Annotated in this window: 26 protein-coding genes and 1 pseudogene; 15 read left to right on the top strand and 12 right to left on the bottom strand. The window is 71.2% G+C overall.

Annotation, left to right across the window (positions count from 1 at the left end; genetic code table 11):
* Positions 1 to 107: 107 nt before the first annotated feature.
* The 3 genes from B7767_RS20730 to B7767_RS20720 all read right to left on the bottom strand — a co-directional run bounded on the left by B7767_RS20730 (position 108) and on the right by B7767_RS20720 (position 2357).
* A complete protein-coding gene (locus B7767_RS20730; RefSeq protein WP_085573511.1) occupies positions 108 to 764 on the bottom strand; it encodes an OsmC family protein in 657 nt (218 codons plus the stop codon).
* 142 nt (positions 765 to 906) lie between these two features.
* Positions 907 to 1818: a pyridoxamine 5'-phosphate oxidase family protein gene (locus B7767_RS20725; RefSeq protein ID WP_085573510.1), complete on the bottom strand. Its 912-nt coding sequence runs from the start codon at positions 1816 to 1818 to the stop codon at positions 907 to 909.
* 200 nt (positions 1819 to 2018) lie between these two features.
* The gene (locus B7767_RS20720; RefSeq protein ID WP_085573509.1) at positions 2019 to 2357 is read right to left on the bottom strand and encodes a helix-turn-helix domain-containing protein; all 339 of its coding nucleotides are present in this window, start codon (positions 2355 to 2357) and stop codon (positions 2019 to 2021) included.
* Positions 2358 to 2582: 225 nt separating this feature from the next.
* Here B7767_RS20720 and B7767_RS48170 point away from each other — a divergent pair, with 225 nt between their 5' ends.
* Together B7767_RS48170 and B7767_RS20710 are read left to right on the top strand one after the other, a co-directional pair.
* Positions 2583 to 3065: a universal stress protein gene (locus tag B7767_RS48170; RefSeq protein ID WP_256923509.1), complete on the top strand. Its 483-nt coding sequence runs from the start codon at positions 2583 to 2585 to the stop codon at positions 3063 to 3065.
* 200 nt (positions 3066 to 3265) lie between these two features.
* Entirely contained in the window at positions 3266 to 4303 is a 1038-nt protein-coding gene (locus tag B7767_RS20710) for a TerC family protein (RefSeq protein ID WP_085573508.1), read from the top strand.
* A gap of 34 nt (positions 4304 to 4337) precedes the next feature.
* Here B7767_RS20710 and B7767_RS20705 read toward each other — a convergent pair whose 3' ends face one another.
* Positions 4338 to 5090, bottom strand: coding sequence for a hypothetical protein (locus B7767_RS20705; RefSeq protein WP_179167221.1), 753 nt, complete (start codon positions 5088 to 5090; stop codon positions 4338 to 4340).
* Positions 5091 to 5291: 201 nt separating this feature from the next.
* Here B7767_RS20705 and B7767_RS20700 point away from each other — a divergent pair, with 201 nt between their 5' ends.
* The 4 genes from B7767_RS20700 (at position 5292) to B7767_RS20685 (ending at position 8799) form a co-directional block, all read left to right on the top strand.
* On the top strand, positions 5292 to 5708 hold the full coding sequence (locus B7767_RS20700) for a DUF6153 family protein (protein WP_085573507.1): 417 nt from the start codon (positions 5292 to 5294) through the stop codon (positions 5706 to 5708).
* Between the two features lie 105 nt (positions 5709 to 5813).
* On the top strand, positions 5814 to 6455 hold the full coding sequence (locus B7767_RS20695; protein WP_085573506.1) for a DUF305 domain-containing protein: 642 nt from the start codon (positions 5814 to 5816) through the stop codon (positions 6453 to 6455).
* 165 nt (positions 6456 to 6620) lie between these two features.
* Positions 6621 to 7016, top strand: coding sequence for a hypothetical protein (locus tag B7767_RS20690; protein WP_085573505.1), 396 nt, complete (start codon positions 6621 to 6623; stop codon positions 7014 to 7016).
* Positions 7017 to 8301: 1285 nt separating this feature from the next.
* Positions 8302 to 8799, top strand: a complete 498-nt coding sequence (locus tag B7767_RS20685) for a hemerythrin domain-containing protein (RefSeq protein WP_085573504.1) — start codon at positions 8302 to 8304, stop codon at positions 8797 to 8799.
* A gap of 94 nt (positions 8800 to 8893) precedes the next feature.
* On the opposite strand, the pseudogene B7767_RS44750 reads toward B7767_RS20685, so the two are convergent.
* Positions 8894 to 9001, bottom strand: a pseudogene (locus B7767_RS44750) (IS5/IS1182 family transposase); the annotation flags it as partial.
* Between the two features lie 199 nt (positions 9002 to 9200).
* Between B7767_RS44750 and B7767_RS20680 the strand changes: the two are divergent.
* From B7767_RS20680 to B7767_RS20670, 3 genes are all read left to right on the top strand, one after another.
* Positions 9201 to 10016: an ATP-binding cassette domain-containing protein gene (locus tag B7767_RS20680; RefSeq protein WP_373408228.1), complete on the top strand. Its 816-nt coding sequence runs from the start codon at positions 9201 to 9203 to the stop codon at positions 10014 to 10016.
* Entirely contained in the window at positions 10013 to 10669 is a 657-nt protein-coding gene (locus tag B7767_RS20675; protein ID WP_085573502.1) for a hypothetical protein, read from the top strand. Before B7767_RS20680 ends, B7767_RS20675 begins: the two co-directional genes overlap by 4 nt.
* A gap of 246 nt (positions 10670 to 10915) precedes the next feature.
* Positions 10916 to 11416, top strand: a complete 501-nt coding sequence (locus B7767_RS20670) for a hypothetical protein (protein ID WP_085573501.1) — start codon at positions 10916 to 10918, stop codon at positions 11414 to 11416.
* Between the two features lie 101 nt (positions 11417 to 11517).
* Here B7767_RS20670 and B7767_RS20665 read toward each other — a convergent pair whose 3' ends face one another.
* Both B7767_RS20665 and B7767_RS20660 read right to left on the bottom strand, forming a co-directional pair.
* A complete protein-coding gene (locus B7767_RS20665) occupies positions 11518 to 12939 on the bottom strand; it encodes a DEAD/DEAH box helicase (protein ID WP_085573500.1) in 1422 nt (473 codons plus the stop codon).
* Between the two features lie 302 nt (positions 12940 to 13241).
* Entirely contained in the window at positions 13242 to 14201 is a 960-nt protein-coding gene (locus tag B7767_RS20660; protein ID WP_085573515.1) for a DUF1152 domain-containing protein, read from the bottom strand.
* Positions 14202 to 14293: 92 nt separating this feature from the next.
* Here B7767_RS20660 and B7767_RS20655 point away from each other — a divergent pair, with 92 nt between their 5' ends.
* The gene (locus tag B7767_RS20655; protein WP_085573499.1) at positions 14294 to 14524 is read left to right on the top strand and encodes a hypothetical protein; all 231 of its coding nucleotides are present in this window, start codon (positions 14294 to 14296) and stop codon (positions 14522 to 14524) included.
* 133 nt (positions 14525 to 14657) lie between these two features.
* Here B7767_RS20655 and B7767_RS20650 read toward each other — a convergent pair whose 3' ends face one another.
* Together B7767_RS20650 and B7767_RS20645 are read right to left on the bottom strand one after the other, a co-directional pair.
* Complete coding sequence (locus B7767_RS20650) at positions 14658 to 16010, bottom strand: APC family permease (RefSeq protein WP_085573498.1); 1353 nt, start codon at positions 16008 to 16010, stop codon at positions 14658 to 14660.
* The gene (locus B7767_RS20645; protein ID WP_085573497.1) at positions 16007 to 16915 is read right to left on the bottom strand and encodes a carbon-nitrogen hydrolase family protein; all 909 of its coding nucleotides are present in this window, start codon (positions 16913 to 16915) and stop codon (positions 16007 to 16009) included. The genes B7767_RS20650 and B7767_RS20645 overlap by 4 nt, the downstream gene beginning before the upstream one ends.
* Before the next feature lie 111 nt (positions 16916 to 17026).
* On the opposite strand from B7767_RS20645, the gene B7767_RS20640 reads away from it, so the two are divergent.
* On the top strand, positions 17027 to 17629 hold the full coding sequence (locus B7767_RS20640; protein WP_085573514.1) for a TetR/AcrR family transcriptional regulator: 603 nt from the start codon (positions 17027 to 17029) through the stop codon (positions 17627 to 17629).
* A gap of 369 nt (positions 17630 to 17998) precedes the next feature.
* Here the strand turns inward: B7767_RS20640 and B7767_RS20635 are convergent, their stop codons facing one another.
* Positions 17999 to 18868, bottom strand: coding sequence for a hypothetical protein (locus B7767_RS20635; RefSeq protein ID WP_179167220.1), 870 nt, complete (start codon positions 18866 to 18868; stop codon positions 17999 to 18001).
* 218 nt (positions 18869 to 19086) lie between these two features.
* On the opposite strand from B7767_RS20635, the gene B7767_RS20630 reads away from it, so the two are divergent.
* The 3 genes from B7767_RS20630 (at position 19087) to B7767_RS20615 (ending at position 20982) form a co-directional block, all read left to right on the top strand.
* Positions 19087 to 19383, top strand: a complete 297-nt coding sequence (locus tag B7767_RS20630; RefSeq protein ID WP_085573495.1) for a GlsB/YeaQ/YmgE family stress response membrane protein — start codon at positions 19087 to 19089, stop codon at positions 19381 to 19383.
* 209 nt (positions 19384 to 19592) lie between these two features.
* Positions 19593 to 20135, top strand: a complete 543-nt coding sequence (locus tag B7767_RS20625) for a GNAT family N-acetyltransferase (RefSeq protein ID WP_085573494.1) — start codon at positions 19593 to 19595, stop codon at positions 20133 to 20135.
* Positions 20136 to 20649: 514 nt separating this feature from the next.
* Positions 20650 to 20982 (top strand): putative quinol monooxygenase, encoded by a 333-nt coding sequence (locus B7767_RS20615; RefSeq protein WP_085573492.1) that lies wholly within the window; start codon positions 20650 to 20652, stop codon positions 20980 to 20982.
* 386 nt (positions 20983 to 21368) lie between these two features.
* Here B7767_RS20615 and B7767_RS20605 read toward each other — a convergent pair whose 3' ends face one another.
* Positions 21369 to 22208 (bottom strand): endonuclease/exonuclease/phosphatase family protein, encoded by an 840-nt coding sequence (locus tag B7767_RS20605; RefSeq protein WP_085573513.1) that lies wholly within the window; start codon positions 22206 to 22208, stop codon positions 21369 to 21371.
* Between the two features lie 78 nt (positions 22209 to 22286).
* Positions 22287 to 23402, bottom strand: a complete 1116-nt coding sequence (locus B7767_RS20600) for an ABC transporter substrate-binding protein (RefSeq protein WP_085573491.1) — start codon at positions 23400 to 23402, stop codon at positions 22287 to 22289.
* 204 nt (positions 23403 to 23606) lie between these two features.
* Between B7767_RS20600 and B7767_RS20595 the strand changes: the two genes are divergently transcribed.
* Positions 23607 to 24482: a PhzF family phenazine biosynthesis isomerase gene (locus B7767_RS20595; RefSeq protein WP_085573490.1), complete on the top strand. Its 876-nt coding sequence runs from the start codon at positions 23607 to 23609 to the stop codon at positions 24480 to 24482.
* Positions 24483 to 24529: the final 47 nt, after the last annotated feature.

Raw genomic sequence — 24529 nt, 5'->3', positions numbered from 1 at the left:
ATGCCGACACCAGCGCGGCTCAGCGCCACGGCAGGGCAACGGTGTCCGCGGCCCCGGGGCCGCAGCCAAGGCCGCAGCGCCTTCGCGAGGGGTCGGCCGGCGGGCGGTCAGCCGGGGCTCGCCTGCGGCTCCGGGGTCACCGTGTCGGCGGAAGCGCCGCGGACGTCCAGCTCGATCTCCGGGGCCCGGGCCAGCGTGTTGGTCACCGTGCAGTGCGAGACCACCGCGCGCAGGGCGGACAGCCGCTGCGGCGGCAGGGTCGGGGCCAGGACGGTCAGGGAGAGGGCGGCGACACGGGCGGGCCTGTCGTCGGCCATGCGGAACTCCGCGCGGACGGACAGGCCGTCCCGGCCGACCCCGTGGCGGTCCAGGAAGCGTCCCGCGTAGTGCGCCGCGCAGGAGGCGACCGCCGCCACGAAGAGCTCCACGGGCGTGGGCGCGGTGTCATTGCCCCCGTCGGACAGCGGCTGGTCCACCGTCAGGACGTGGCCGCGCACCCGTATCTCGAAGGAGTCACCCGCGATCGGCACCACCTCGGCCGCTCCGGGCCGTCCGGCGGGAACCGGATCGACGGCGGCGGCCTGGAAGAGCAGCAGCCCGGCGAGGCGCCGGGCCTCCTCGGCGGTGAGGGAGGCCCACAGCTCGCCCTCGTCATGGGGTGCGAAGGACGTGTCCATCACGACGCGTCCCATGTGGGCGGGCAGTCCCCGCGGGGCGAAGCGGGTGACGTCGATGCTGCGGCCACAGCGCGTTCGGATCTTCATTTCGGCCTCCTGTCGGCTGGTTTCCCCCGCGACGGCCGGACACTTCCAGTTCACCGCCGCAGCACCGGAGATGCCCGGGGCCGAACGGCCCCTGCCGCGTCCCCGAGGTCCCGGTGACCGCGAGGACGTCCGCCGTGGGTGGTCAGGCCTCCTCGGCAGGGGTGATGCGGCGTCCGGTCAGCCGGTCGACCGCGATCACCATCCACAGCGTGCGCCGGTCCCCGGCCCAGGGTTCGGTGTGGGCGCGTTCGTCGAGCCGACGTGCCTCGCCGGGTTCCGTGACGGCCCGGGCCCGGCCCACCGCCAGGACGCTCCAGCCCTGGCTCATGGCCTCGTCGACGTGGTCGACCTCGAAGGCCACCTCGCTGCCGGCCGCCGCCGCGGGGGCGGCGTCGGGCGCGGTACGGAAGGCGATCTCCCCGTCGGCCACCTCGTAGTTGACGGGGAACACGGCAGGACCGTGCGGCGTGGCCAGCGAGATCCGCCCCACACCGTGTGTCGACAGCAGGGCCCGGCACTCCTGCTCCCCGAGATCCCTCAGACGGGGGTGGAGCAACGCCCTCCCCTGTCCCGGTGGCCGTTCCCGGCCACCTCCCTGCAGTTCGAGGAGGGTGGTCCCCAGTGCGTCGGCCAGGCGGACGAGGGTCCCGAAGCCCGGGTCGGACGGGTGCGTCTCGAGGTAGTCGAGGTAGGCCGGTGACATACGGGCCCGGCGGGCGGTCTCCTCCAGGCCGAGGCCCTTCCGCCGACGTGCGGCCGCCAGTCTCCGCCCGATGTCGCCGGGGCCGCCGGCGACGGCTTCGGTGTCCGCGGCCCCGGTGGCAGCCGCGTCACCCGGCACCGGTGCGTCCGGCGCCTCCCGTTCCGCACCGAGGTGGTGGAGGTGGGCGTCCGGCCCTGGGAAGACCAGCGTGACGTCGCCCGTGTCCGACCAGCGCACGTCGTACGGCGGTGTCCCGTCGTCGTGATGGAGGCCGACGATCTCCCCGTCCCGCCGGACGACACCGGTGGCCGGGCTCTCGACGATCAGCCGGTCGCCAAGGTGGGCGTGCATGACAGCGCCCCCTTTCCTCTGTGTCGATCCCATTCCAGGATCACGCCGGAGCGACGCCCGCACCAGGTGGCCGAGGGTCCCCGGCCGGGACGAGAAGGTCCTTCGTCCGTGAGGGCCTCGAGTCCGTGGGATCGGCACCGGGGGCCGTCGTCACCGAGTCGCTGCCCCTGCCCGTCGGAATCAGCGCGGCAGGCCGGGCATCACGTGCGGGAGGACTCCGGCCCGGCCGGCGCGGGGCTTTCCTCGCGGTGGAGGAAGGCCCCGAGGAGGTCGCCCACGGGGTGGTCGGCCTCGGCGGGGTGGCGCAGGGCCACGGTCGGGTCGATGGTGTAGCGGTTGCGGCGGCCCACCCTGGTGCGGGTGAGGTATCCGGCGGCCTCGAGGTCGGCGACGATGAGCTGGACGGCACGTTCGGTGATGCCGATGCCCGTGGCGATGTCACGCAGCCGCGTGTCGGGATCGCGGGCGATCTGCAGCAGGACGCGGGCGTGGTTGGTCAGAAAGGTCCACTGATCACCACGGGAGGAAGACACGCTCATGAATCCCCATCATACGAAGCGGGATTCGCGTATCAAGCATATGCGAAGAATGATTGACGAAAAAAAATTCGCGTAATTCTTGACGGGTCCGCATGGGCGAGTGACGCTTGAGTCATCCCCCGAAACCACCCGCACTTCCCGAAGGGGGCCACTGTGTTCCCTCAGCCCCTGGCTCGTCCCGTGATCCCTGCCGAACGGGTCCCACCGGTTCCTCCGCCACGTCCGGTGACCGCTCTCCTGGCGGACTCCGTCCAGGACATCGCCGTCATCGACACCGCGCTGCGACTGGCCGTCCCGCGTCGGGCGCCTCTGTTGCTCGTCGCCGTCCTGCCCTCGCACGCCCACTCATCCGTCACCGCCGAGGCGGACACGCATGCGGCCCGTGTGGTGATGGGCCGGGTGCTGCCCAGGGTGCGGCAGGCCGGCCTGGACCACATTCCGGTCGTCCACCGCGTCACGCCGCGCGGCACCCGGCTGCGGGCGGCGGGGGCGGTACTGGACGTCGCCGCCCGCCACCTGTCCTCGGTGCTGGTGGCCGCCGCCCGGGGACCGGCCGGACTGGACGCCCACGTCCTGACCGAGGCCTCCGCCCTGCGGTGCGGCCCGTTCGTGCACACCGTCGCGCCGACGGCCTGGACTCCGTTCCCGACTCTGCGGCGCCGCCCCGGCCCGAAGGGCCGGCCTGCAGCATCGGGCCCGGCATCGTGATGCACTGCTCGCCGATGTGCGGGGCACCGCTTTCCGGCCCTCGTAGGCGCCACCGCACCGCCCACAGCCGACCACCCGCGAGACCGGGGAGGTGATCGCCCATGTGAACCGGCGGCCCGGACCCGGCTCCCCTCCGTACGTGCCAGGGTCCGGGGACCTCCCCTTCCCTCCCCTCTCCCGTTCGAGGAAGCCGATCGACCATGAATGAGCTTTCGTTCACCGTCCCGCTGTGGGTCTGGGCCGCGGTCACCCTCGTGATCGCCGTCATGCTCGCCGTCGACCTGATCGCCCACCGTGACAACCATGTGATCGGCTTCAAGGAGGCCGCGGTCTGGAGCGGGATCTGGATCGCCATCGGCCTCGCCTTCGGCCTGGTGCTGCTCGTGTGGCAGGGCGGAGAAGTCTCCTCCACCTACTACGCCGGCTACCTGATCGAAAAAGCCCTGTCCATCGACAACGTCTTCGTCTTCGCACTGGTCTTCTCCTTCTTCGCCGTCCCCGACGCCTACCAGCACAAGGTCCTCTTCTGGGGCGTCCTCGGCGCCCTCGCCGCCCGGCTGGTGTTCATCTTCGTCGGCGCCGAACTGCTGCAGCTGTTCTTCTGGACCGCCTACCTGTTCGGCGCGTTCCTGATCTGGACCGGCTACAGGATGGCGGTCTCCAAGGACGAGGAAGTCCACCCCGACCGCAATCCCGTGGTCCGCCTGGTCCGGAAGGTCGTCCCCACCGATGCCCGCTTCCACGGCGACAGGTTCTTCACCAGGATCAACGGCCGGCGGGTGGCGACGCTGCTGTTCGTGGCCCTGGTCGCGGTGGAGGCCACCGACCTGATCTTCGCCGTCGACTCCGTCGCCGCGATCCTGGCCATCACCACGAACACCTTCATCGTGTGGACCGCCAACGCCTTCGCCGTCCTCGGCCTGCGCAGCCTGTACTTCTGCCTGGCCGGACTGCTGCGCCGCTTCGCCTACCTCCACTACGGACTCGCGGTGCTGCTGGCCTTCGCGGGCGTCAAGCTCATCCTGTCCGAAACTCCCGTCGGCAAGCTGCCCATCCCCCTCACCCTCGGCGTCATCACCGTGACGATCACCGTGTCCATCGTCTGGTCCCTCATCGCCACTCGCGGCCAGAACACCGGCACCGCACCGGACACCGCGAAGGCCGGCGCCCCGAGCAGCGCCTCCGCCCCACCGCAGCAACCCGCCGCCCGCCACCGTGGCGACGAGGACGTGCCATGACCGCCCTCAAGTCCTCCCACAGCCGTCCCGCTCGCTACCGCCCCACTCCTCTGCCGGCGGCCCAGAAACGCGCTTCCGTCTCCGCGAAGAACTGCCGGATGAACCTGGGGTCATCGCGCGCTTCGAGGAGCTCCTTGCCCCCGAAACGAGATGCCTCGTAGCCCTTGAGCCGAAGAGAACGGTCCTCCGCGACCATCTCCGAATAGAGGTCCGGCGCCGCCATCCAGCACCCCGAGCCCTTCGGGACCTCCCGCGCGTAGTGATGCCTGCCGTCGACTTCGATCACGATGCGCACACCTTTGGGCAGCAGAAGCAGGAAGTCCATCCGCTCCCTCGCAAGCCGCCGCGGTTTGCTGAGGATCTCGCGGTGCCGCCGGGTGAGTGGATCGAAGTGCACGTAGACCTGGGGCAGCAGGGCAGGTTGCGACATGCCGTCGGGATCGGCGTAGCGGCTGGCGAAGGCGAAGAACACGAACCCCTCCGCCTCAGAGGCGAGCGACGCGTGCAGCCTCTGGTGGAGCGATCGGGCGACGTCACGCTCGGCCGCGCCGTTCACGCCCGTCTCCGCCCTCCACCAATCAACGAGACCACCCCGGGTGAGGCCGGCATCCGTCAGCGGACGGTCGTGGACCAGGCAGCTGTCCGCGTGCTCGACCATCTCGACGGCACCGTCGATGAGGTGGCTCATCACGATCTCCGGCTTGTGACCGGTGGATGCGAAGACGATGTTCTTGAGCCCTCCGTCGACACCCCTGATCCCGCTCGCCTCGACTCCTGCCGCATCCAACTCGTCGAGCGAGGCCCGGATCGGTGAGAACGACTCGTACCGACAGCCTGGACGCGGTCAGCACCATGGACACCGAGTTCGACACCGGCTTGATCACCCTGACGACCGCCGCAGAGCACGACCGGCTGTGGCGCGCCTCGATCCCCTCCTGCGCACCTCTCGCCCCGCATACAGCGGGGCCGCTTCCGTAACATGAGGGACGTGACAGCCCGTACGCAGCTCCGCCGTGCGCGATCGTCCTTCGGACGGTGGCGTGCGCTGCTGCTGCTCGGGGTGCTCGCCGGTCTGCTCGGCATGCACGCCCTCGGGCCTGCCGACGCGGTCGTGACAGGCGGCCATTCGCCACACCACTCCCCCGCCGTCACGACACACGCGGGTTTGGGGACGGCCGACGAGTTCATCTGTCACGGCGCCGACAGCAGCGGCGGCCACACACAGCACGCCGATGCCACCTGCGCGTCCGGGGCGGTCGGCGCGGGGCCGGTTCTGCCCCCGCTGATGCCCGACCCCGTCGGTCCGGCCCCATCCAGCGATCACCTGCCCGGCGCCTTCACCGCCACACCCTGGGGCGGGCGTGCCCCGCCCACCCTGGCCGAACTGCAGCTCCTGCGGATCTAGGACAAGGCCGAGCCGTGCCCGCCCCACCGTCAGGGCGGATACGGCGCTCAGCCGTGTCCCGCGCCGATCGGCGCGCCCACCTTCGTACCTCGCAGGAGTACACCCATGACCAGCACCCGTTCCCTCGTCCGCCGTGCCGCCCTGGGCGTCACGGCCGTGACCGCCGCCCTCGTCCTCGCCGCCTGCGGCAACGGCGACGCCCCCTCCGGCACCGGCTCCGGCACGCGGACGTCCGCCCCGACGAGCGCCGAGGACACCGCCGGCGCCCACAACGACCAGGACGTCGACTTCGCGCAGGGCATGATCCCGCACCACCAGCAGGCCCTCCGGATGGCACAGACGGCACAGAGCCGGGCGTCCTCCGCCGAGGTCAAGGATCTCGCCTCCCGGATCGAGAAGGCCCAGGACCCGGAGATCGAGACCATGTCCGGGTGGCTGGAGGCATGGGGTGAGGACGTACCCTCCGACATGCCCGGCATGGACCACGGCGGGCACGGTGACGACTCCTCCGACATGCCCGGAATGATGGGCACCGAGGACATGGACCAGCTCATGGAGGCCTCCGGCCATGACTTCGACACCATGTTCCTGACCATGATGATCGAGCACCACGAGGGCGCCGTGGACATGGCCGCCACCGAGAAGGACAAGGGTCGGTACGGGCCGGCCAAGACCCTGGCCGACGACATCATCACCGCGCAGACCGCCGAGATCGAGGAGATGAACGGACTCCTCGACAAGAGCTGACGCTCCGCGGCGGGCGACGGGGCGGGTTCCCTGTTCCGTCGCCCGCTTCCCGCTCCTCGGCGCGTCTTGTGAAGAACCTCGACGTGAGGATTGGTTCCCGCGCAACCGCCGTCGTCACCGCGGTCATTCTCACGGTCGCACTGGCCACATGCTCCTCCACGGCTGATGGCGTTCCCGAGCACGCTGCCGTACCTGGTCCCGACGCTGGAGAAGGCGGAGGCCGATGCCCGGCCGATCGGCCGGCGCGACTCGGCGATGTTCGCCTTCGGGTACCGGTTCCTCGGGCACAGTGCCGAAGACGTCGACCCGGACCTCGAGGACCTGACGATCATCGACGACCGCGTGTTCGTCTGGCTCGCCGAGGAGGAGACCCACCAGGGCGAGGAGCAGACGATCACCCTCCACGACCGGGAAGACCTGCGCCTCGTCTTCCGCCTGCGCCGGTACGTCGATTGGCTGGCCGGGCAGGGCATCACCACTGGGCCGGTGTGGCGCGAGATCCCGCGAAGGGGCAAGGTCGCGACGCCGGAACCTTCGGGCGTACTCAGGCGGGGGCGGTGAGCACGGCGCGCACAGCGGTCGCGGTGAGGACGAGGATGGAGAAGGGGCCCGCAAGTCGCGCTCAGCTTCCCCAGGGCATCGAGGGCACACTGCCGTTCGGGGCAACGTCGAGGACGGCCTGGACGGCGGAGCGGGCCCGGCCGGTGGCGTCGGTCTGCTGCTCGACGTCGGCCATCGCTCCGGCGGGGAGAGCTGGAAGGTGCGGGACAGGGTGGCGGCGTTGCCGAGGGCGATGGGAGCGTCGACGGTCGGGGGGAGCTTACCGAGGTTGACGGTCCTCGCCGCTGTGCGCGTGGGCAGTTGGGCCCGAGGCGACCGCCACGCAGCCAATTCGGGCTGGTTGTAACAGCGAGCCGCCCTCGCTCGTCCCTGATTCCCTGGAGGACCCAGCTCCGGGTTGCGCCCACCGGATCGGTCAAGACGAAGATCCGGACCACACACGGGCCAACATCCAGCTCACAGTGAGCCCAACCTACGTTTCCCCTGGTCACGACGCTGCTCATGATGTACCACCAGCAGACCCTGAACCTGCTGGTGTCGTACTCGCCGAAGAAGCTGGGATTCTTCCAGGCGTGGGAAAGGGCGCCTGATCAGGGATGGTGCCCGTCAGGCGCCCTTGTCGGAACGCATCCGAGCAGCGAGCGGAAGCACACTCTTGCTCCCGGTGTCTCCCGCCCGTGTCCCGGCCCTCACCAGCAGTTCCGGGGTGCCTCCGGACCAGGGTCCGGCCGAGAGGGCCTTCGATCCCGATGAGTCGTGGCTCGTGCCCTGGCGAGTCCCTCGCCGGGCCGGCGGAGACCCGTCCGTTGCGCACTTGGCGGGAGGGTCGATCAGTGCGACCCGGATCATGTGGAACCTGAAGCCGTGTGAACCGGACAGCGCCGAAAGCCGCTTTCCGGAACGAACCCACATGGACGTCCGCCCGGAACGGGAGAGGGCGACCGCCCGACGGAGCAGTGGGTTTCCCGCCGCAGTCCGGCGTCCCGGACGGGACCGGCTCGGTTCAGAGGCACGGGGAGAGCACTTCCGCGTACGGGTGCCGGGCAGCCGGCGGCGACCTGCGGCCGGAGCGCTGTCGGCACCTCTAGCTGCGGGCGAGACGCACGGCACGGAGAAGCGGGACGATCACTCCACACATGGTCGGGGGCAGGCCCTCCAGGGAGGGCCCCCGCCGGTCCGGCCTGGGGCGGTGAAAGCCGCCGCACGCGAACCCGCACGCCTCATCCGCGGAAACCCGGGTATCCGCGAGACCGGATCACCGTCACACGCAGTAAGGAGGGTTCCTGTGTCGTCCACCGACGTCGTCGAGCTCATTCTGCAGGACCACCGCCGTATGGAGGACCTCTTCCGCACCATGCGCAATGCCGAAGCGGACCGCGCCGCAGCCCTGGAGGAGTTCGCGGGCCTGCTCATCGCACACGCCTCGGCCGAGGAGGACGAGGTCTATCCCGCCCTGCGCCGCTACAAGAACGTCGAGGGCGAGGATGTCGACCACAGCGTCCACGAGCACCATGAGGCCAATGAAGCGCTGCTGGCACTGCTGGAGGTGGAGGACACCGCTTCCGGCGAGTGGGAGGAGAAGCTCGAAGAGCTGGTCACGGCGGTCAACCACCACGCGGACGAGGAGGAACGCACCCTCCTCAACGACGCCCGGGAGAACGTCACGGACGACCGCCGCGCCGAACTGGGGCGGTCCTTCCTGAAGGCGCGCGCGCAGTATCTGGAGTCCGGCTGCGGCAGCGTCGAGAACGTGCGCGCGCTCGTCGCCGCCGCCGACGACTGACCTGCACTTCACCGTGACCGCTTGCGCGGGACGAGCCGGCTGCGCCGTGTGATCCCCGCGGTCCTCAGTCCTCAGCCCCGGTGGCCGCCGGGACGACATGGCGCCATCGGATGCCGAGGGCGCGGCGACGCGCTTGCAACCGGACGCTCGGAAAGCGCAGGGCGGAACTGGACACGTCGACACCCGGCGGGTAGACAAGCACGCGAAGCCTCAGGTGGAGACGGTTCCCTCGGCCGACAAGCCGGCCACCAGGGCTTCACCTGCCTGTCGGCCTGACTGTCAAGCCCGCCCGTCAGGCTGGAAGGCCCGGTGCGCAGACCACGGGGAGGACCGAGTTGTTACGTTGCGAGGCGGTCGGCAAGCGTTACGGCAGGGGGCGGTGGATTTTCAGCGACGTGAACATGAAGGTCTCGGCCGGTGACGTCCTCGCGGTGGTGGGCGGCAACGGTTCCGGGAAGTCGACCCTGCTGAGGATCCTCGTCGGACTGTCCCGGCCCACCTCCGGAACCGTGTCGGGCCGACCCTCGCACATCGGTTACGTACCGGACCGCTTCACCGCCCACGACCGCATCTCGGCGATCTCCTATCTCACCCACATCGGGCGTATCCGTGGCCTGTCGGCCTCCGCCGCCCGTAGCCGAGGCAATCATCTGCTGGAGCGGCTGTCCCTGGTGGGCGGGCGGGACGCATCGCTGCGCACGCTGTCGAAGGGCAACGCCCAGAAGGTGGCGCTCGCCCAGGCGCTGCTCGTCGGACCCGACCTGCTGGTCCTCGACGAGCCCTGGTCAGGTCTGGACGCCTCGGCCCACGGGGTCCTCGCCGAGTTCATCGACGAAGCGGCCGCACAGGGCGGGGCGGTGGTCTTCACCGACCACCGCGAGGCGATCACCGAGACGCACGCCGACGGCGTCTACGTCATCGGCGACGGCCGGATCACCATGCGCGGCGGCCGGCCCGCCGGGGATCGGACCTCGATGGTCGAGCTGGTCCTGACGGTGCCGCCCACCGGCGTCACCCCGGTCGAAACGAACTGGTCGGCGCTGCCGGGTGTGGTGGACTCCGCCCGGCGCGGCGGGCAGGTCGTCCTGCGGGTGGCGCGGGAGCACTCGGACGCCGTACTCCTGACGGCGCTGCGGCACCGGTGGTCGGTGGCGGGCCTCGCCGGGACAGTGGGTGAACACGATCACCGGTTCGATGCGAGGGGAACCGCCCTGTGATCGCCCTGGTCCGCTACATGTTCACGACGCTGCTGCTTTCCCAGCGCTACCTGGCACCGCTGCTGCTGTTCCTCGGCCTGGTGACCGTGCTGACCAGCAGCGACGCCGGCCCGCTCACCGCGACCTACGCCTCGGTGGCCGGGGCCGTGCTGCCCTGCTCGGTCTGGCTGACCATGGCACTGATCGGTCTCGAGGACCAGCCGCACCGCTCGATCGTCGTCGTCAGCGCCGGCAGCCGTCTGCGCGTTCTGCTCGCGACGGTCGGGACGGCCGCCGTGTGGTGCCTGCTGCTGACGGCTGCCGGTCTGGTGCTGCCGCTGATGCTCGGAACCCACACCCTCGGCCTCGCGGACCTGGTGCTGGGAGCCGAGGCCCAACTCACCTGCGCTTTCACCGGCATGGCCATCGGACTGGTCTGCTCGCGGCTGGTGTTCCGACGGCAGGGCTACGCGCTCGTCCTTGCCCTGGTGCTCCTGCTGGCCGTGCTGCTGGGCAAGGGTGTGTCCCCGGTCAACATCATGCTCACCCGCCTGCAGGACTCCTCGGACTCCGCGGATGCCCTGGTGCCCACGGGTGTCCTGCTCGCTGTCGCCGCAGGCTTCTTGGCGGTCGGCGTGGCTGTCACACAGGCGATCACTCGCAGGAAGGCATGAGCCCCTTGAGCCGGTGTGCCCGAACCGGCGCGGAGCAGGCCGGAAAGGGCTCAGTCACCGTCGGCCGGCCCATTGCCCCGAGCCGTCGTGGCTCGGGACGGAAGGCTTCCCGCAACACCGTCACGGGGAGACCGTCCAGCCTTACCGGTTCGCGACGGCGCGTCGCCGAACGCGAGCAGAAGTGCCGGCGTCCGGGAGCAGGGCACGACGGAGGCTCGAGCGGCCCACGACAGGAGGGCCGAATCCGTGACGACGTGGACGACGATCAGGACGAAGCTCTCGGCGGAAGGCAGGACGAGCGCATCCGACGGCAAGGGTGGCATCGATCCGGCCGGGGGCGACAGCGTCATGACCGTCGACGCGCAGGGCGAGAGCGTCGAACAGCGCGTGGTCGACGAGGTCCTGTACCGGAAGGCCCAGGGTCGGAACGCTCCGGGCGGCAAGCCCTGGATCGAGATCGACCCGAAGGAAGTGACCGTGCAGCAGGGCCTGAGCGACCAGCGGATCGGCGACCCGGCCCGCACTCCGGCTTACGCCAAGGCGATCACCGACAAGGACGTCCCCAAGGGCGACCCCACCGGTCACCTCGGGGCTGCCGCAGCAGCAGTCGCGGCACGGGGCCGGCCGCCGCTTCGGTCCTCGCGTCATCTGCCGTTCGTCCGGCCGGGGTCGCGGGCACGCGGTGCCGTCCCTCTCTCCGGGGAGATCCGCCCCGGTGGTCCGTCGAGGTGCGGGACGGCATCGTGAGCAGGTCGGGGCCGAGGCCGCGGCCGTCCTTGACGGGCATTTCGGCGACCCCCGGTCCACGCCCTGCCGACTGGTCGGCCGGTTCACCGGGGAGGGCGGGCTCAGCCGCCGCGCCGTACCCGGGCCGCCTTGCGGGCCTCCGCGAGCTTGCGGGCCTCGCTGCTCTTGCGGGAGGGCCTGCCACCGGAGCCGCTCTTCGCGTCCTTGGCGCTGCCCAGGCCGCGGAACGGGACGTTGTGGTTCTTGGGGCGTGATACGGCCGGCCCGCCGTCGAGAGGCTCTCCGGAGGGGGCCCTGGCGCCGGTGATCCGGCTCAGCTCCGCCTCGCCGGACCGCACCTTGGTGACCTTGGGAGCGACGCCGGCGTCCGCCATGACCTGGCTCGTCTCGCGGCGCTGTCCCGGCAGGACGAGCGTCACGACGGTGCCGGAGCGGCCGGCCCGCGCCGTGCGGCCCGCGCGGTGGAGGTAGTCCTTCGGGTCGGTGGCCGGGTCGACGTTGACCACGAGGTCGAGGTCGTCGACGTGCAGGCCCCGTGCGGCGACGTTCGTCGCCACCAGCGAGGTGACCTGCCCGTCCCTGAACCGGTCCAGGGTCCGGGTGCGCTGCGGCTGGGACTTCCCGCTGTGCAGGGCGGCGGCGGACACGCCACTGGCCCGCAGATGCCGCGTGAGCTGGTCGACGCCGTGCTTGGTGTCCAGGAACAGCAGGACGCGGCCGTCCCGGGCGGCGATCTCCGTGGTCACGGCGTACCGGTCCGGGCCGTGCACGACGAGGACGTGGTGCTCGATCGCGGAGACCGCGCCGGACGAGGGGTCCACGGAGTGGACGGCGGGGTCGCGCAGGTAGCGCCGCACCAGCTGGTCGACGTCACGGTCGAGGGTGGCGGAGAACAGCATCCGCTGCCCGTCGGAACGCACCTGGTCCAGGATCTCGGTGACCTGCGGCAGGAACCCCATGTCACACATCTGGTCGGCCTCGTCCAGGACCACGATGCGCACACGCCCCAGCCGGCAGCTCCCGCGCTCGACGAGGTCGTGCAGCCGGCCGGGCGTGGCGACGACGATCTCGGCGCCGTCCCGCAGCGCGGCGGTCTGCCGTCCGACGGACACTCCGCCCACCACGGTCGCGAGCCGCAGCCGCAGCGCCTCGGCGTACGGAGCGAGCGCCTCACCGACCTGCTGCGCCAGCTCCCTGGTGGGCACCAGGACGAGCGCCAGCGGCTCCTTCGGCTGCGCGCGCCGCCCTGCCGTCCGGGCGAGCATCCCCAGGCCGAAGGCGAGCGTCTTGCCGGATCCCGTACGGCCCCGGCCCAGGACGTCCCGTCCCGCGAGCGCGTTCGGCAGCGCGGCGGCCTGGATGGGGAAGGGCACCGTCACACCGTGCTCGTCGAGCACCCGCAGGACCTCGGCCGGCAGCCCCAGCCGCGCGAAGGACGCCACCGTGGGCGGCACCGGAGCGGCCCCTGACGCCTCGGCCGCACAGTCCTGCCGCCGGGCATCGGTACGTACTGATTCGCTCACAGAAAGCCTTCCTCCGAGGGACCGTACCGAGGAAGGCCCGGCAGGGACGCGGTCACCGGCCAGGGACACCGACACAGCGACACAGCAAACAGCCAACGCTAGCACGGAGCACGCCGCGGGCCTCCCCCGGCCGAGCCGCTCAGCCGAGGAACAGCAACCCGACCCGCCTGCGCGGATCGTCCCGGCGCGCCCGGACCGGCGCAGGCAGTATGTCGTCGTCCCGGCGGGCGCCGGCTCCCCGAGGTGACATGCCGTGCATCGTGTGGCTGCGCCCCGAAGGCCGCCCGTGGCCGGTCCGGTCGCTAGTGGGGGAAGGTGCGGGGCGGGCGGGTCACCATGGATTCGCGGAACTCGGCGATCCGGGAGTGGACCTGGCGCATCAGGTGGGTGTCCTCGATGCGGTCCAGGTAGAGGCACCGGGCAGCCAGGCCCGGCAGGTCGAAGGCGAAGCACAGGGACATCAGCGGGTTCACGAACAACTCGCTGCCCCGCGTGCGTTCGGTGAACCGGACGTCACCGAACGAGCCGCGCACGGCCGCCGCGATCGAGCCGTTCACGATGCTGGGGTGCTCGGGGGTGTGGTGCTGGGCGTGCGCCACCGCGTCCAGGTACAGGGCTCCTTCACGGGTGGCGCGTGGTATCGAGAACGCGCCGAGGTACGCGCCGTCGCGCTCCAGGGCGGCGATGTTCTCCAGGACCTGTACGTGGTTCACGCCGTGGTAGGCGTCCACGCCGAACCCGACGGACACCACGACCCGGTTCGGTACGCCGTCCAGCGCGGCGAGCGCCGCCACGCTGGTCAGGTCCTCCTCCGGTGTGCCGAGACCGGCCTCGTCACCGCGCAACAGTATGTCGGTGCCGCCGTCGACCAGGACCACGGCGTCGATGCCGTGCAGCTCGGTCAGTGCCTGGTAAGCGGCGCGCAGCGGGCGTACGCCGGTTTGCGGGAAGGCGTACACGGTGGGCGGGTAGCCGTGCCGCCGCAACCACTGGGCGAGGGTCCGCTCCGGGAAGTAGCTCTGGTGCGGGGCGGAGTCGGGAGTGACGACGGCGAGGTCGTCGGCGGCCCAGTCGTCGGCCGGAAGACCGGCGAGCGCGCTGAAGGAGAGGTTCGCGAGGTACACCTCCTTCCCCTGGTGCAGGAGGGAGAGGGCCACCGGCAGGCCGGAGTAGATGTCGAAACCGCCGCCCGCGCCCGCGACGAGGATCCGTTCGGAATCGGCGAGCCGGGCGAAGAGCGGGTTGGTGTGGAGGGACGTCACGATGATCATTGTCACCCGGCGCCCGCCAGGACATGGGGTGTTGCCTTGAATTCCGTGATATAAGCGGACCGGGCGTGCCACCATGCCGTTCCATGACACCACGCGACCCGAAGGCCGAGATACGGGAACTCCTCTACGAACTCTGCGTCGACCTCGGCTTCTGCCTCCCGTCCCACGAGCAGCAGCGCCTGCGGGAGGCACCGCCCGCCGACGCGGACAGCTTCGCCGACGCCGTGTTCGCCGCCGAGGGGATGGACCCCGGCCAACACACGCAACTGTGGTACCAGGTACGGGAAAGAATCGACCGGCGCCTGCACGGATGAGGAAACCCCGGGGCAGGTGGGCCGAGCCGGTGAGGCCGCCTGCCCGGACAGCTCTCCGGCCGGGCGGGCGGCGGATCCGAAGGGACTCCGTACGCCCTGCGCGGCCACGGACACCGCGCAGGGGGACGTCCTGTCAGTGCGAGGTCGTGGCGGAGTCCTCGGAGTCGAGCCGGAGTTCGGGTGTGGGGCGGCGGAAGCCCCTGGTGATGACGGCGAGGTGGACGACGCCGATGGCGAGCCAGAGAAGTCCCAGTCCGGTCGCGGTGGAGCCGAGTTGGGTGATCAGGTAGACGTCGACGGCCGCGCCGGCCAGGGGGAGGATCACGAAGCCGAGCGGTGAGGGGCGGTTCCCGGAGCGCCATTGCCGTACGGCGTGGGCGATGACGCAGATGTTGACCAGGGTGAAGCCGAGGAACGCGCCGAAGTTGATGAACGAGGTGGCGTCGGCCAGGGACAGGTTCATCGCCAACAGCGCGACCGTGGCCACGATGAGGACGTTCGGCACCGGGGTGAGCAGTTTGGCGTGCAGGCGTCCGAAGACGGGGCGGGGAAGGACGTTGTCACGGCCCATGACGAACATCAGGCGGCTGGTGCTGGCCTGGATGGCCACGCAGGAGGCGAAGCCGCCGAGCATGGTGATGGTGTTCGCGACGTCGGCGAAGTCCTGGCCGCCGACGAGCGCGGAGACGGCGTAGCCGGCCGAGGACTCGTCGGCGAAGGTGCCGCCGGGGTGGGCCCACTGCATCACGAAGGAGAGCGCCACGAAGATCACGCCTCCTGCCAGCACGGTGAGGACGATGCCGCGCGGGATGGTCCGCCGGGGGTCCCGCGCCTCCTCGCTGAGGGTGCTGACGGCGTCGAAGCCGAGGAAGGCGTAGGCGGCGACGGCCGCGGCCGCGGTGATCGCCGGGATGCTGGTGGAGCTGTTCCAGAGCGCGTGTCCGGCCGCCGCGGTCCCACCGTGGTCGAAGCCGTGGCGGACGCAGAGCACGGCCAGGACCAGCAGGCAGCCGGTGACGGCGATCAGCAGCGTCTTGTTGACCTTGTCGGCGACCTTGAGGCCGATGACGTTGACGGCGGTGGCCGCCACGATGTTGATCACCAGCCAGAGCCACTGCGGCACCGACGGGTACTGCGCGTGCAGGTAGATCGACTGCACCAGGAAGGCCACCATGGGCAGGAACAGGTAGTCCAGGAGCATGGCCCAGCCGGCCAGGAAGCCGAACCGCGAGTCGAGCATGCGCCGCGCGTAGGTGTAGACGGACCCCGAGGACGGGACGATCCGGGCCATCTTGGCGTAGCTGAGGCCGGTCAGCAGCATCGCACCGGTCGCGACGAGGTACGCGGTGGGGGCGGCACCGTCGCTGGTCGCGGCGATGACGCCGAAGGTGGAGGTGACGACGGCCGGTGCCATGTAGGCGAGGCCGAACAGGACGATGGACAGGAGACCGAGGTTGCCTCTCATCCGGGTGGGCTGACCGGTCATGGTGTGCTCTCTGCGGGGACGGGGGCGGAGCCGTGGCGGGTACGGCCGCTCCAGGTGGCGGGGTCGATACGGCCCTGGTAGAGGGGCAGGTCGAGCGGGCTGTCGTCGGGCCGGAACTGCTGCCAGGGACGGTTCAGGGCCGCGGTGCCGAACTGCCGGATGTTACTCACCTCGTCGAGGTCGACGACATCGGTGAGGGACGTGTCGCCGTCGCCCGGAGCCTGCGAGCGGACGGTGCCGGAGGGGTCGACCAGCAGACTGCGCCCGGTGCCCACGGGGGCGGCGCAGTTCACGCTGGCGGTGAAGACCTGGTTGACGATGGAGTTGGCCCGGGCGAGGACGATCTCCTGGGCCCGGTCGCTGGTGCCGGTCTCGACGAAGTTGAGCACCAGCTCCGCTCCCATCCACGCGAGGTGACGGGTCGTCTCGGGAAACCACGCGTCGTAACAGATCGACAGGCCGATACGGCCGACGCCGGGCATGTCGAAGACGGTGAACTCGGCGCCGGGGACCGTGGTCTCGTAGGGCCGCCAGGGGAAGATCTTGCGGTAGGCGGCGACGCGCTCGCCGCGCGGGGAGTACACCACGGCGGTGTTGTGGACACGTCCGTCGTCACCACGTTCGTAGACGCTGCCCGGGGCCAGCCACACCCCGAGGTCGGCGGCGATCCGCGCGAGCGCGGTGTCACGGGGGCCGTCCAGCGGTTCGGCGGTGGCCTCCGGCAGGTCCGCGGGATCCAGCGGGGAGCCGCTCGGGGCGCCGCACAGGTGCAGTTCGGGATAGACGACCAGCGGCTGCGCGGGCAGGCCCCGCGTGCGCCGGGCGACATCGGCGGCGAAGCCGTCCAGATCGTCGGCGGGACGCCGGGCGGCCTGGGCCATAACAAGGGGAAGAGGACGCGACATGGAGCACCAGGTGTGTGAGCGGATTAGTTAAACGAAATTTAGTTAACGAATCCGCCGGGGGTCAATGGGCTCGCTCCGGAAAAAGGGACCGTGTGTGCGAGCATGTGGACCATGCCCCGACCGAGGAACCAGGCGGAACGGCGTGCCCAGCTGATCGACGCGGCCGCACGGGCCGTCATCAGCACGGGGGCGACCGCCCTCAAGCTGCGGGACGTGGCCGCGGAAGCGCAGGTCACCCCGGCCTCCGTGCTCTATTACTACTCCGACCTGCAGGAACTCTTCTCAGCGGTCTTCGAGCACGCTGCCGCGACCTACTTCGACACCCGCAAAGAGGCGATCACGGCGGCCGAGGGGCCGGTGGAGCAGCTGCGGGCGTGCATCCGCAGCGGAGTGCCGTGGCCGGGTGCGGGCGAGCAGAGCACCCGGCTGCTGTTCGAACTCTTCCCCGTGGCCCTGCGCAACGAGGCGGTCGGCCGGGCGCACCAGGTCTTCGTCGACCAGCAGACCGGCCTGTACCGCCAGGTCCTCACGCACGGCGAGGACGAGGGACACTTCACGCTCACCGCCGCCCCCCGCGCGCTGGGCAGGTCCTTCGTCGCCCTGGAGGACGGCTACGCCATGGACCTGCTGATCGGCACCGCGACGGCAGCCGAGATCGAGACACGGCTCCTGGCCCACGCCCGCACGGTGACCGGCAATCCCGCCTTCGTCTGACCCCGGCCACCCACCGCACCCGCCGACGGCGCCCCCTCCCGCACCCGCACGGCGGCGACGCTCCCGTCCGTCAGGACGTTCGCGAGGAGGGGAACGAACCGCCACCCCGCCCACGGGACGTCTTCAACGGCCTTACGCCGGCGTGGGGAACGGGAGTCCGCGTACGCGGCGGCACGCGCCTGCGGAGGTGCGGGGACCCCTGGGGCGACATGATGAAGAACGCGCCGCGGCAGGGGTGCCGGTGACGACTCCGGGCGAGAAGGCGGAACAACGGCTCACCGGCCACCCCGACTTCCGTGTGCACGAGGGCGTCGGCGGGTCAGGAGGTGAGACCCGCCCGGCCGTCCCCGCCGACCGGGCGTCCACGGCTCAACCCTGCTGCCGGCTCTGCTGAAGGGCCTTGTCCGTCATGTCGGCCACCTGTCCGGCCGGCGGGGCCTCGGCATCGACCTCGGCGCCGAAGTCCGAGAACTCCATCACGGTGCTCATCTTGAGCTGCTGCGGCACCGCGCCGCCGTCCGGCTTCGCGGAGGCGGAGGCCGGGGCCTTGACGGTCATGTCCACCTGCTGGCGACGGAGCCGCCCCTCGTCGTCGAGCCAGACCTGCATCGGCAGCGTCGGGCCGAGCTGCTCGCGCATCCGGTCACCGCCCGGCAGTTCGGTCACGTCCACCGAGACCCGGTAGTGGGTGGTGTCGACGCCGTCGACCTTCTCGGTGCCGACCTCCGTGACGTCCTTGTCGGTGATCGCTTTGGCATAGGCCACGGTCTGGGCCGGGTCGCCGATCCGCTGGTCGTTCACGCCCTGCCGGGCGGCGACCTTCTGCAGGTCGATCTTGATCCAGGGCTTGCCGCCCGGAGCGTTCTGGCCCTGGGCCTTCTGGTACAGGACCTCGTCGACCACACGCTGCTCGATGCTCTCGCCCTGAGCGTCGACGGTCATGACGCTGTCGCCCTCGGCCAGATCGAGGACGCCCTTGCCGTCCGACGTGATCGTCTCGCCCTCCGCGGCGAGCTTCGTCCTGATCGTCATCCGGGCCGACTCGGCTTCGGCCGTCTTCTCGTAGGCCGTCCGCACCGCTGTCGCGCTCCGGTCCTGACCCCCGCCGCTCCGGCCGGCGCTCGGCGACGCGCCGTCCTTCGCACCCGTCGACCCGCTGTCGTCCCCGCACCCCGTCAGAACACTCCCCATGACCGCGGCGACCGCGATCGCGGCGACCTTCGTCCCCCTGCGACGCATGTGAATCCCCATCTCCTCGACGACTGCCGCCCGTCCACCGGACGACGGCGAACCGGCGACCCGTGTGCCCCTCAGAAAAGCGCGAAAACGCCCTTTCCCGGCGGAGGTTGGCGACGCGGGGCCTGGGGCGGACGAGTCACACCGACCGCACACGGGTCGGTTAGGAGAAGCGATCCGGGGACACACGTACGGCGAACCGACTGCAAGGAGAGTCTGTGATGGGCATCATCGCGTGGATAGTCATCGGCCTGCTCGCCGGAGCCATCGCCAAGGCGCTCATGCCGGGCAAGGACCCGGGCGGAATCATCATCACCATGCTCATCGGTATCGCCGGTGGGCTTCTCGGAGGATTCCTCGGCAAGGTGATCTTCGGGGTCGACTCGATCGACGGCTTCTTCGAGCTGTCCACCTGGATCGCGGCCATCGTCGGGTCCGTCATCCTGCTGGCGCTGTACCGGCTGTTCACCGGTCGGGGACACGGGCGCGGCCATCGTCGTGGGCACGCCCACGCATGACAGCCCGGCGGCCTGCGCGTCCCGCACAGGGCCGACCGATGTGACACACGTGGGTGCCCCCCGTTTTCGGACGGGGGGCACCCACGTGTGTCATGGCGTGACCGGCGACGCCCCCGCCCGCCGTCACCGCGAACGCGAGGCCGGGCACGCCCCGGCCTTCGCCTCCTATTCGGTTGCCGCAGGTTGATCCGGTCGGATATGAAGCCTGCATGCTGAAGGGTGACAAGGTCGGGCTCAGGGCCCGGCACGAGGACGACATCCCGGTCCTGCGGACCGAGCTCTACGACGACGTGGTCAACTCCTCCCGGGCCGAGGGTGGGCCGTGGCGGCCGATCGCGCCCGGCTCCAAGGATCCGCGGCTCGTGGTGGACGACACGAAGGAGGGGTCCGTCCCGTTCTCCGTGGTGGAGCTGGCCGGCGGCACGCTGATCGGCACCGCGACGCTGTGGGGCATCGACAATCACAACCGGTCCGCGCACATCGGGTTGGGGCTGCTGCCGTCCTCCCGCGGCAAGGGCTACGGCACCGACGTGGTCGCGGCGCTGTGCCATTACGGTTTCGTCGTCCGCGGACTGCACCGACTGCAGATCGAGACGCTGTCGGACAACACCGCGATGCTGCGCTCCGCCGAGCGCAACGGCTTCGTCCGCGAGGGCGTGCTGCGCTCCTCGGCCTGGGTGATGGGCGAGTTCCTGGACGAGGTGGTGCTCGGGCTCCTCGCCCATGACTGGAAGCAGGACTCGAGGGGTTAGGCCGCCGCCGCCCGACGGACGAGGCCCCTGACCGGGCCGGCGGCGGGCTGGGCGAGGGCTAGGGGGAGGGCGACCGCATGGTGGGATCGACGCCGTCTGCGAACTCCCCGGAGACCGGTCCTACAACCGGTGGCGCGGCGCGGATGTGCCGCCGCGGGCTCGTGCGGCAGTGCCCGTCGGCGCGCACCGACGGGCACCCTGCCGCCCGGCTCGTCCGCGGGCGGAGTGCCGGCACGATCGCGTCCTTCTCCGCCTGCCTCCGGACGAGCCCGTGACCGGGCTGTTGTCGCTCAAGGGCGGTGGACCAGGATTCCGATGGCGATACCCACCGCGAGCAGAGCCCCTTTCAGCTACAACGGCCTGTGCGAGGTGATAGTGCTCGCCGCTCGGGGGAAGGTACGACTGCGCACCAGCACGTACCCCCTCGACCGGTTCCAGGACGTCCCGAACGACCTGGACGCCGGACGGACGGTCCTCGTCCCCGACCGGTCACCACGACGCCCCCAGGAGAGTCATGATCTTCATCACCGCCAGGTTCCGCGTCCTGCCCGAGCACGCCGACGCGTGGCCCGAGATCACCCGTGAGTTCACCGAGGCGACCCGCGACGAGCCGGGATGTCTGTGGTTCGACTGGTCCCGCAGCGTCGACGACCCGACCGAGTACGTACTGATCGAGGCCTTCCGCGACGACGAGGCCGGGGCCGCGCACGTACGGTCCGAGCACTTCACCACCGCACGCACGACGCTGCCGCCCCACCTCGTGGAGACGCCGCGCATCGTCAACGTGACGATTCCGCAGGACGACTGGTCCCTCCTCGGAGAGATGGCCGTCCCGGACGAGGACTGACCGCCCTCTCGAGCCGGCGGGGCCGCACACGGCCGTCGAGCACCGGCACGCCTACGCGGCAGAGCGCGCAAGCAACCTCGGTCCGGAGCACGGCCGGCGCCCTGGGCACGGCTGTCGGCCGGCGTGGGCGCGTGATCAGCATGGAGTGGGACGGCCTCACCGACCGCGAGCACTTCGGTGACCTGTACCGGCAGGAGCGGGACCGGTTCGCGGACAGGGCCCGTGACGCCGACTCGGGCGGATTGTTCGAGGAACTGGGGAGGCGTCCGGGGTGGGTCGACCTCCCCCGGCCGGGGAACCGCAGCGGTTTCGCCCCCCCTGCACCAGGCGGCGCGGCACGGCGCGGATCCCACCGTCGTCTCCCGGCTGATCGCGCACGGCGCCTGCTAGGTCACGTCCACGTCGGTGTGCAGCATGTGGTGGTCCGAGTACGGGGTGGGTTCCACGCGGTGTCCGAGCGGGGTGACGCCCCGCAGGAAGACGTAGTCGAACTTGCTGTGCCAGTCGGTGGTCGTCTCGCAGGTGCCGGCGTACGAAGGAGGACACCGGGGGTCCGTGTCCTCGGCCAGTGCCCAGATCGGAGAGAGTTCGGGAGCGCCCGGCACGGCGTTGAAGTCTCCGAGAACGATCGCGCGGTCGTGCCGGGCGATGACCGCGGCGAGTACGCCTGCCTGGTCCGCCCTCACCTCTTCCTGACGTCGCTCGGCGAGGTGCGTGTTGAAGACCCGTACGGACCGGCCGCCCACCGTGGTGGTGACCGCCATGTACCCGCGGTCCTCGGATCCTCCGTCGGGGTACTCCACATTGACGCGGTCCGTCATCGGGGCCGCCGAGAGGATCGCCTGGCCGAAGGCTCCCGGGCTCCACGGCACTCCCCCGCAGCGGCCCCAGTTCCGCAGGACCGTCCCGTACTCGACGTGGTACACCAGCCCGTAAAGACGCCTCAGATAGTCCCGGATCCTCTCGACGTCACGTACGCACGCTTCTTGCAGGCCGATGACCTGGGGCGCGTACGTGGCGATCTCCGCCGCCCGGTCGACGTTGCTCGTCTCGCAGGGGTTGCAGATGTTCCACGTCATGACCCGGTTCGGTACGACGTCGCCGACGGCGCCGTCGGGCAGTGGCCGGGCGAAGGGGGCTCCGCTCGGCGCGCTGGGTCCGATGAGCACCATGCAGGCCACGATCACGGCACCCGCGAGCAACCGCGCGCTCCTTCCGAGCACTATCGCCTCCTCAAGGCGCACACACCTGGCATCCGACGCTTCCCCGCACGAGCTTATGGGACCGCCTCGCCCTCCGGACTCTCAGCCGGTGTGGAGGATCCGAAGGCGGTCGGGTTCCGCCGGATCCCGGTCGGCGACCTGGACGGGCGGCCGGGCCCATTGCCACACGCCGGTGCCCGGCGGGCGGGAGAACCGGATGGGCCCGCGGGTGCCTTCGACCTCGACGCGCGACCAGGGCTCGGCCGTGCGCGCCCGGTCCCCGCCGTGGGAGCGCAGCACATCGGTGAGGGCGACGACCGTGTCGTAGCCCTCGAAGGCGACGAAGGAGGGTGCTTCGCCCAGCCGCTCGCGGAGGGCCGTGCCGACTCGTGCGCCGAGTGGGCCGAGGCGCCGGGGCAGATAGCGCAGGAACGGGATGCCGGCGCCGTCGCCGCCCGGCAGGGTCGCCCATGGGGCGAACTCCGGTTGCCCGGCCGGAGCACCGATCATGATCCCGGCGAGGCGCTGGTCGCGGCGGACGGACCTGACGATCGACACCGCCGGCTCCGGGTGGCCGACCAGGAGGAGGAGCGCTGTCGCGCCTCGGTCGACGAGTGCGTCGCACACGGCCGTGGGGGCGAGCGTGCCCATGTCGAGTTCGTCGAGGGTCCCGCCGCGTGGCGCGAGGTGGTCCCGCAGGATGCGGGCCCCGGATGCCCAGTAGACGCTCGGCTCGGCCGCCACGGCGATGCGGCTGTGCCCCGCGCCGAGGAGGAAGTCCGCGTAGGTCCGCCAGCCGTGGGACTGCGCCGGGGCGAGGCGCGCGACCCATCGCGTCGGCCGTTCGGTGAGCGCGTCGAGAACCGCCGACGAGCACAGGAACGGCAGTCCGAGGGCGTCGGCCCGGGCGGCGGCGGCTCGGGCGACGACGCTGTGGTACTCCCCCGCCAGGGCGGCCACTCCCAGGCGGGCCAATTCGTCCACGGCCGCCGCGGCTCTGCGTGGATCGGCCGCGGTGTCCCGGACCACCAGCCCGAGTGGTCTTCCGGCGATCCCGCCGGCGTCGTTGACCTCGCGCACGGCCAGTTCGAGTCCGGCGAGCAGGTGCCGGCCCGCCTCGACCCAGCCGGGCCGGGTCAGCGGAACGAGAGCGCCGATCCGGACGGACGATCCGTCGGTCCGTCCGGCTTCGGACGGCGGTGCTGACCGCACGCTCATGCGCAGGTGTCTCCCGTGCGGTGATGCGGACCGCGCGGTGGCGAGGCCCGGTGGTACGCGTTCGTCTCTTCCCGCCGTGGCGGGCGCGCCTGGGTCGTCATGCCGGACATTGCATCCACCGCCACCGCCGGCGGGCAACCGATTATGTGTGAGCCGCCCCCGCGTCCAGGAATAGCCGCGGACTCGCGTCGCGTTGCCGCGAGCATGACGACGAATGCGCCGCGGCCCGAGGTCCTGCGATACACCGCCTTCTCCAGCAGTCCCGACGGCGGAAACCCCGCCGGTGTCGTTCTGGACGCCTCCGATCTGGACGACGGGGACATGCTGGCCATCGCCGCCGACCTCGGCTACTCCGAGTCCGCGTTCCTCACCGCGCCCCCGAAGGACCTCGACGGTCCGCGGGGACGGACGTACAGCATCCGTTACTTCAGCCCCAAGGCCGAGGTGCCGTTCTGCGGGCACGCCACCGTCGCGACCGCCGTCGCGCTCGCCGAGCGGACAGGCCCGGGGGAGCTGGTGTTCGCGACGCGGGCCGGCACCGTTCCGGTGGAGGTGACCGAGGAGGACGGGACGGTCAGGGCCACGCTCACCAGTGTGGAGCCGCACGTCGAGGAGATCGCCGACGCCGACCTCGCGGAGGCGCTCGCCGCGCTGGGCTGGCCGGCCGCCGATCTCGATCCGGCCTTCCCGCCCCGTATCGGGTTCGCCGGCGCCCGTCATCTCGTTCTCGCGGCGGCCACGCGCGCCCGCCTCGCGGATCTCTCGTACGACTTCGCGCGCCTCGAAGCCCTCATGCACCGCCTGGACCTGACCACCGTCCAGTTGGTGTGGCGGGAGTCGGCCACCGTCTTCCACGTCCGTGACCCGTTCCCCGTCGGCGGGGTCGTCGAGGACCCGGCGACCGGCGCCGCGGCCGCCGCGTTCGGGGCGTACGCCCGTGAGTTCGGCCTTGTCCCCGAGGACGCCGTCCTCACCCTGCACCAGGGCGAGGACCTGGGCCGGCCGGGCCGGCTCACGGTGACACTGCGCGCGGGTGACCCGCGCGTCCGGGTCGGCGGCACGGGGGCCCGCATCGGCTGAAAGGCCGTTCTCACGCGCCGCCGTCGTCCGCGGTGGTGCGGCAGCCG

The sequence above is a fragment of the Streptomyces sp. 13-12-16 genome (genome assembly GCF_002114215.1).
Lineage (GTDB): Bacteria > Actinomycetota > Actinomycetes > Streptomycetales > Streptomycetaceae > Streptomyces.
This window is presented reverse-complemented; position numbering and strand designations above follow the sequence as displayed.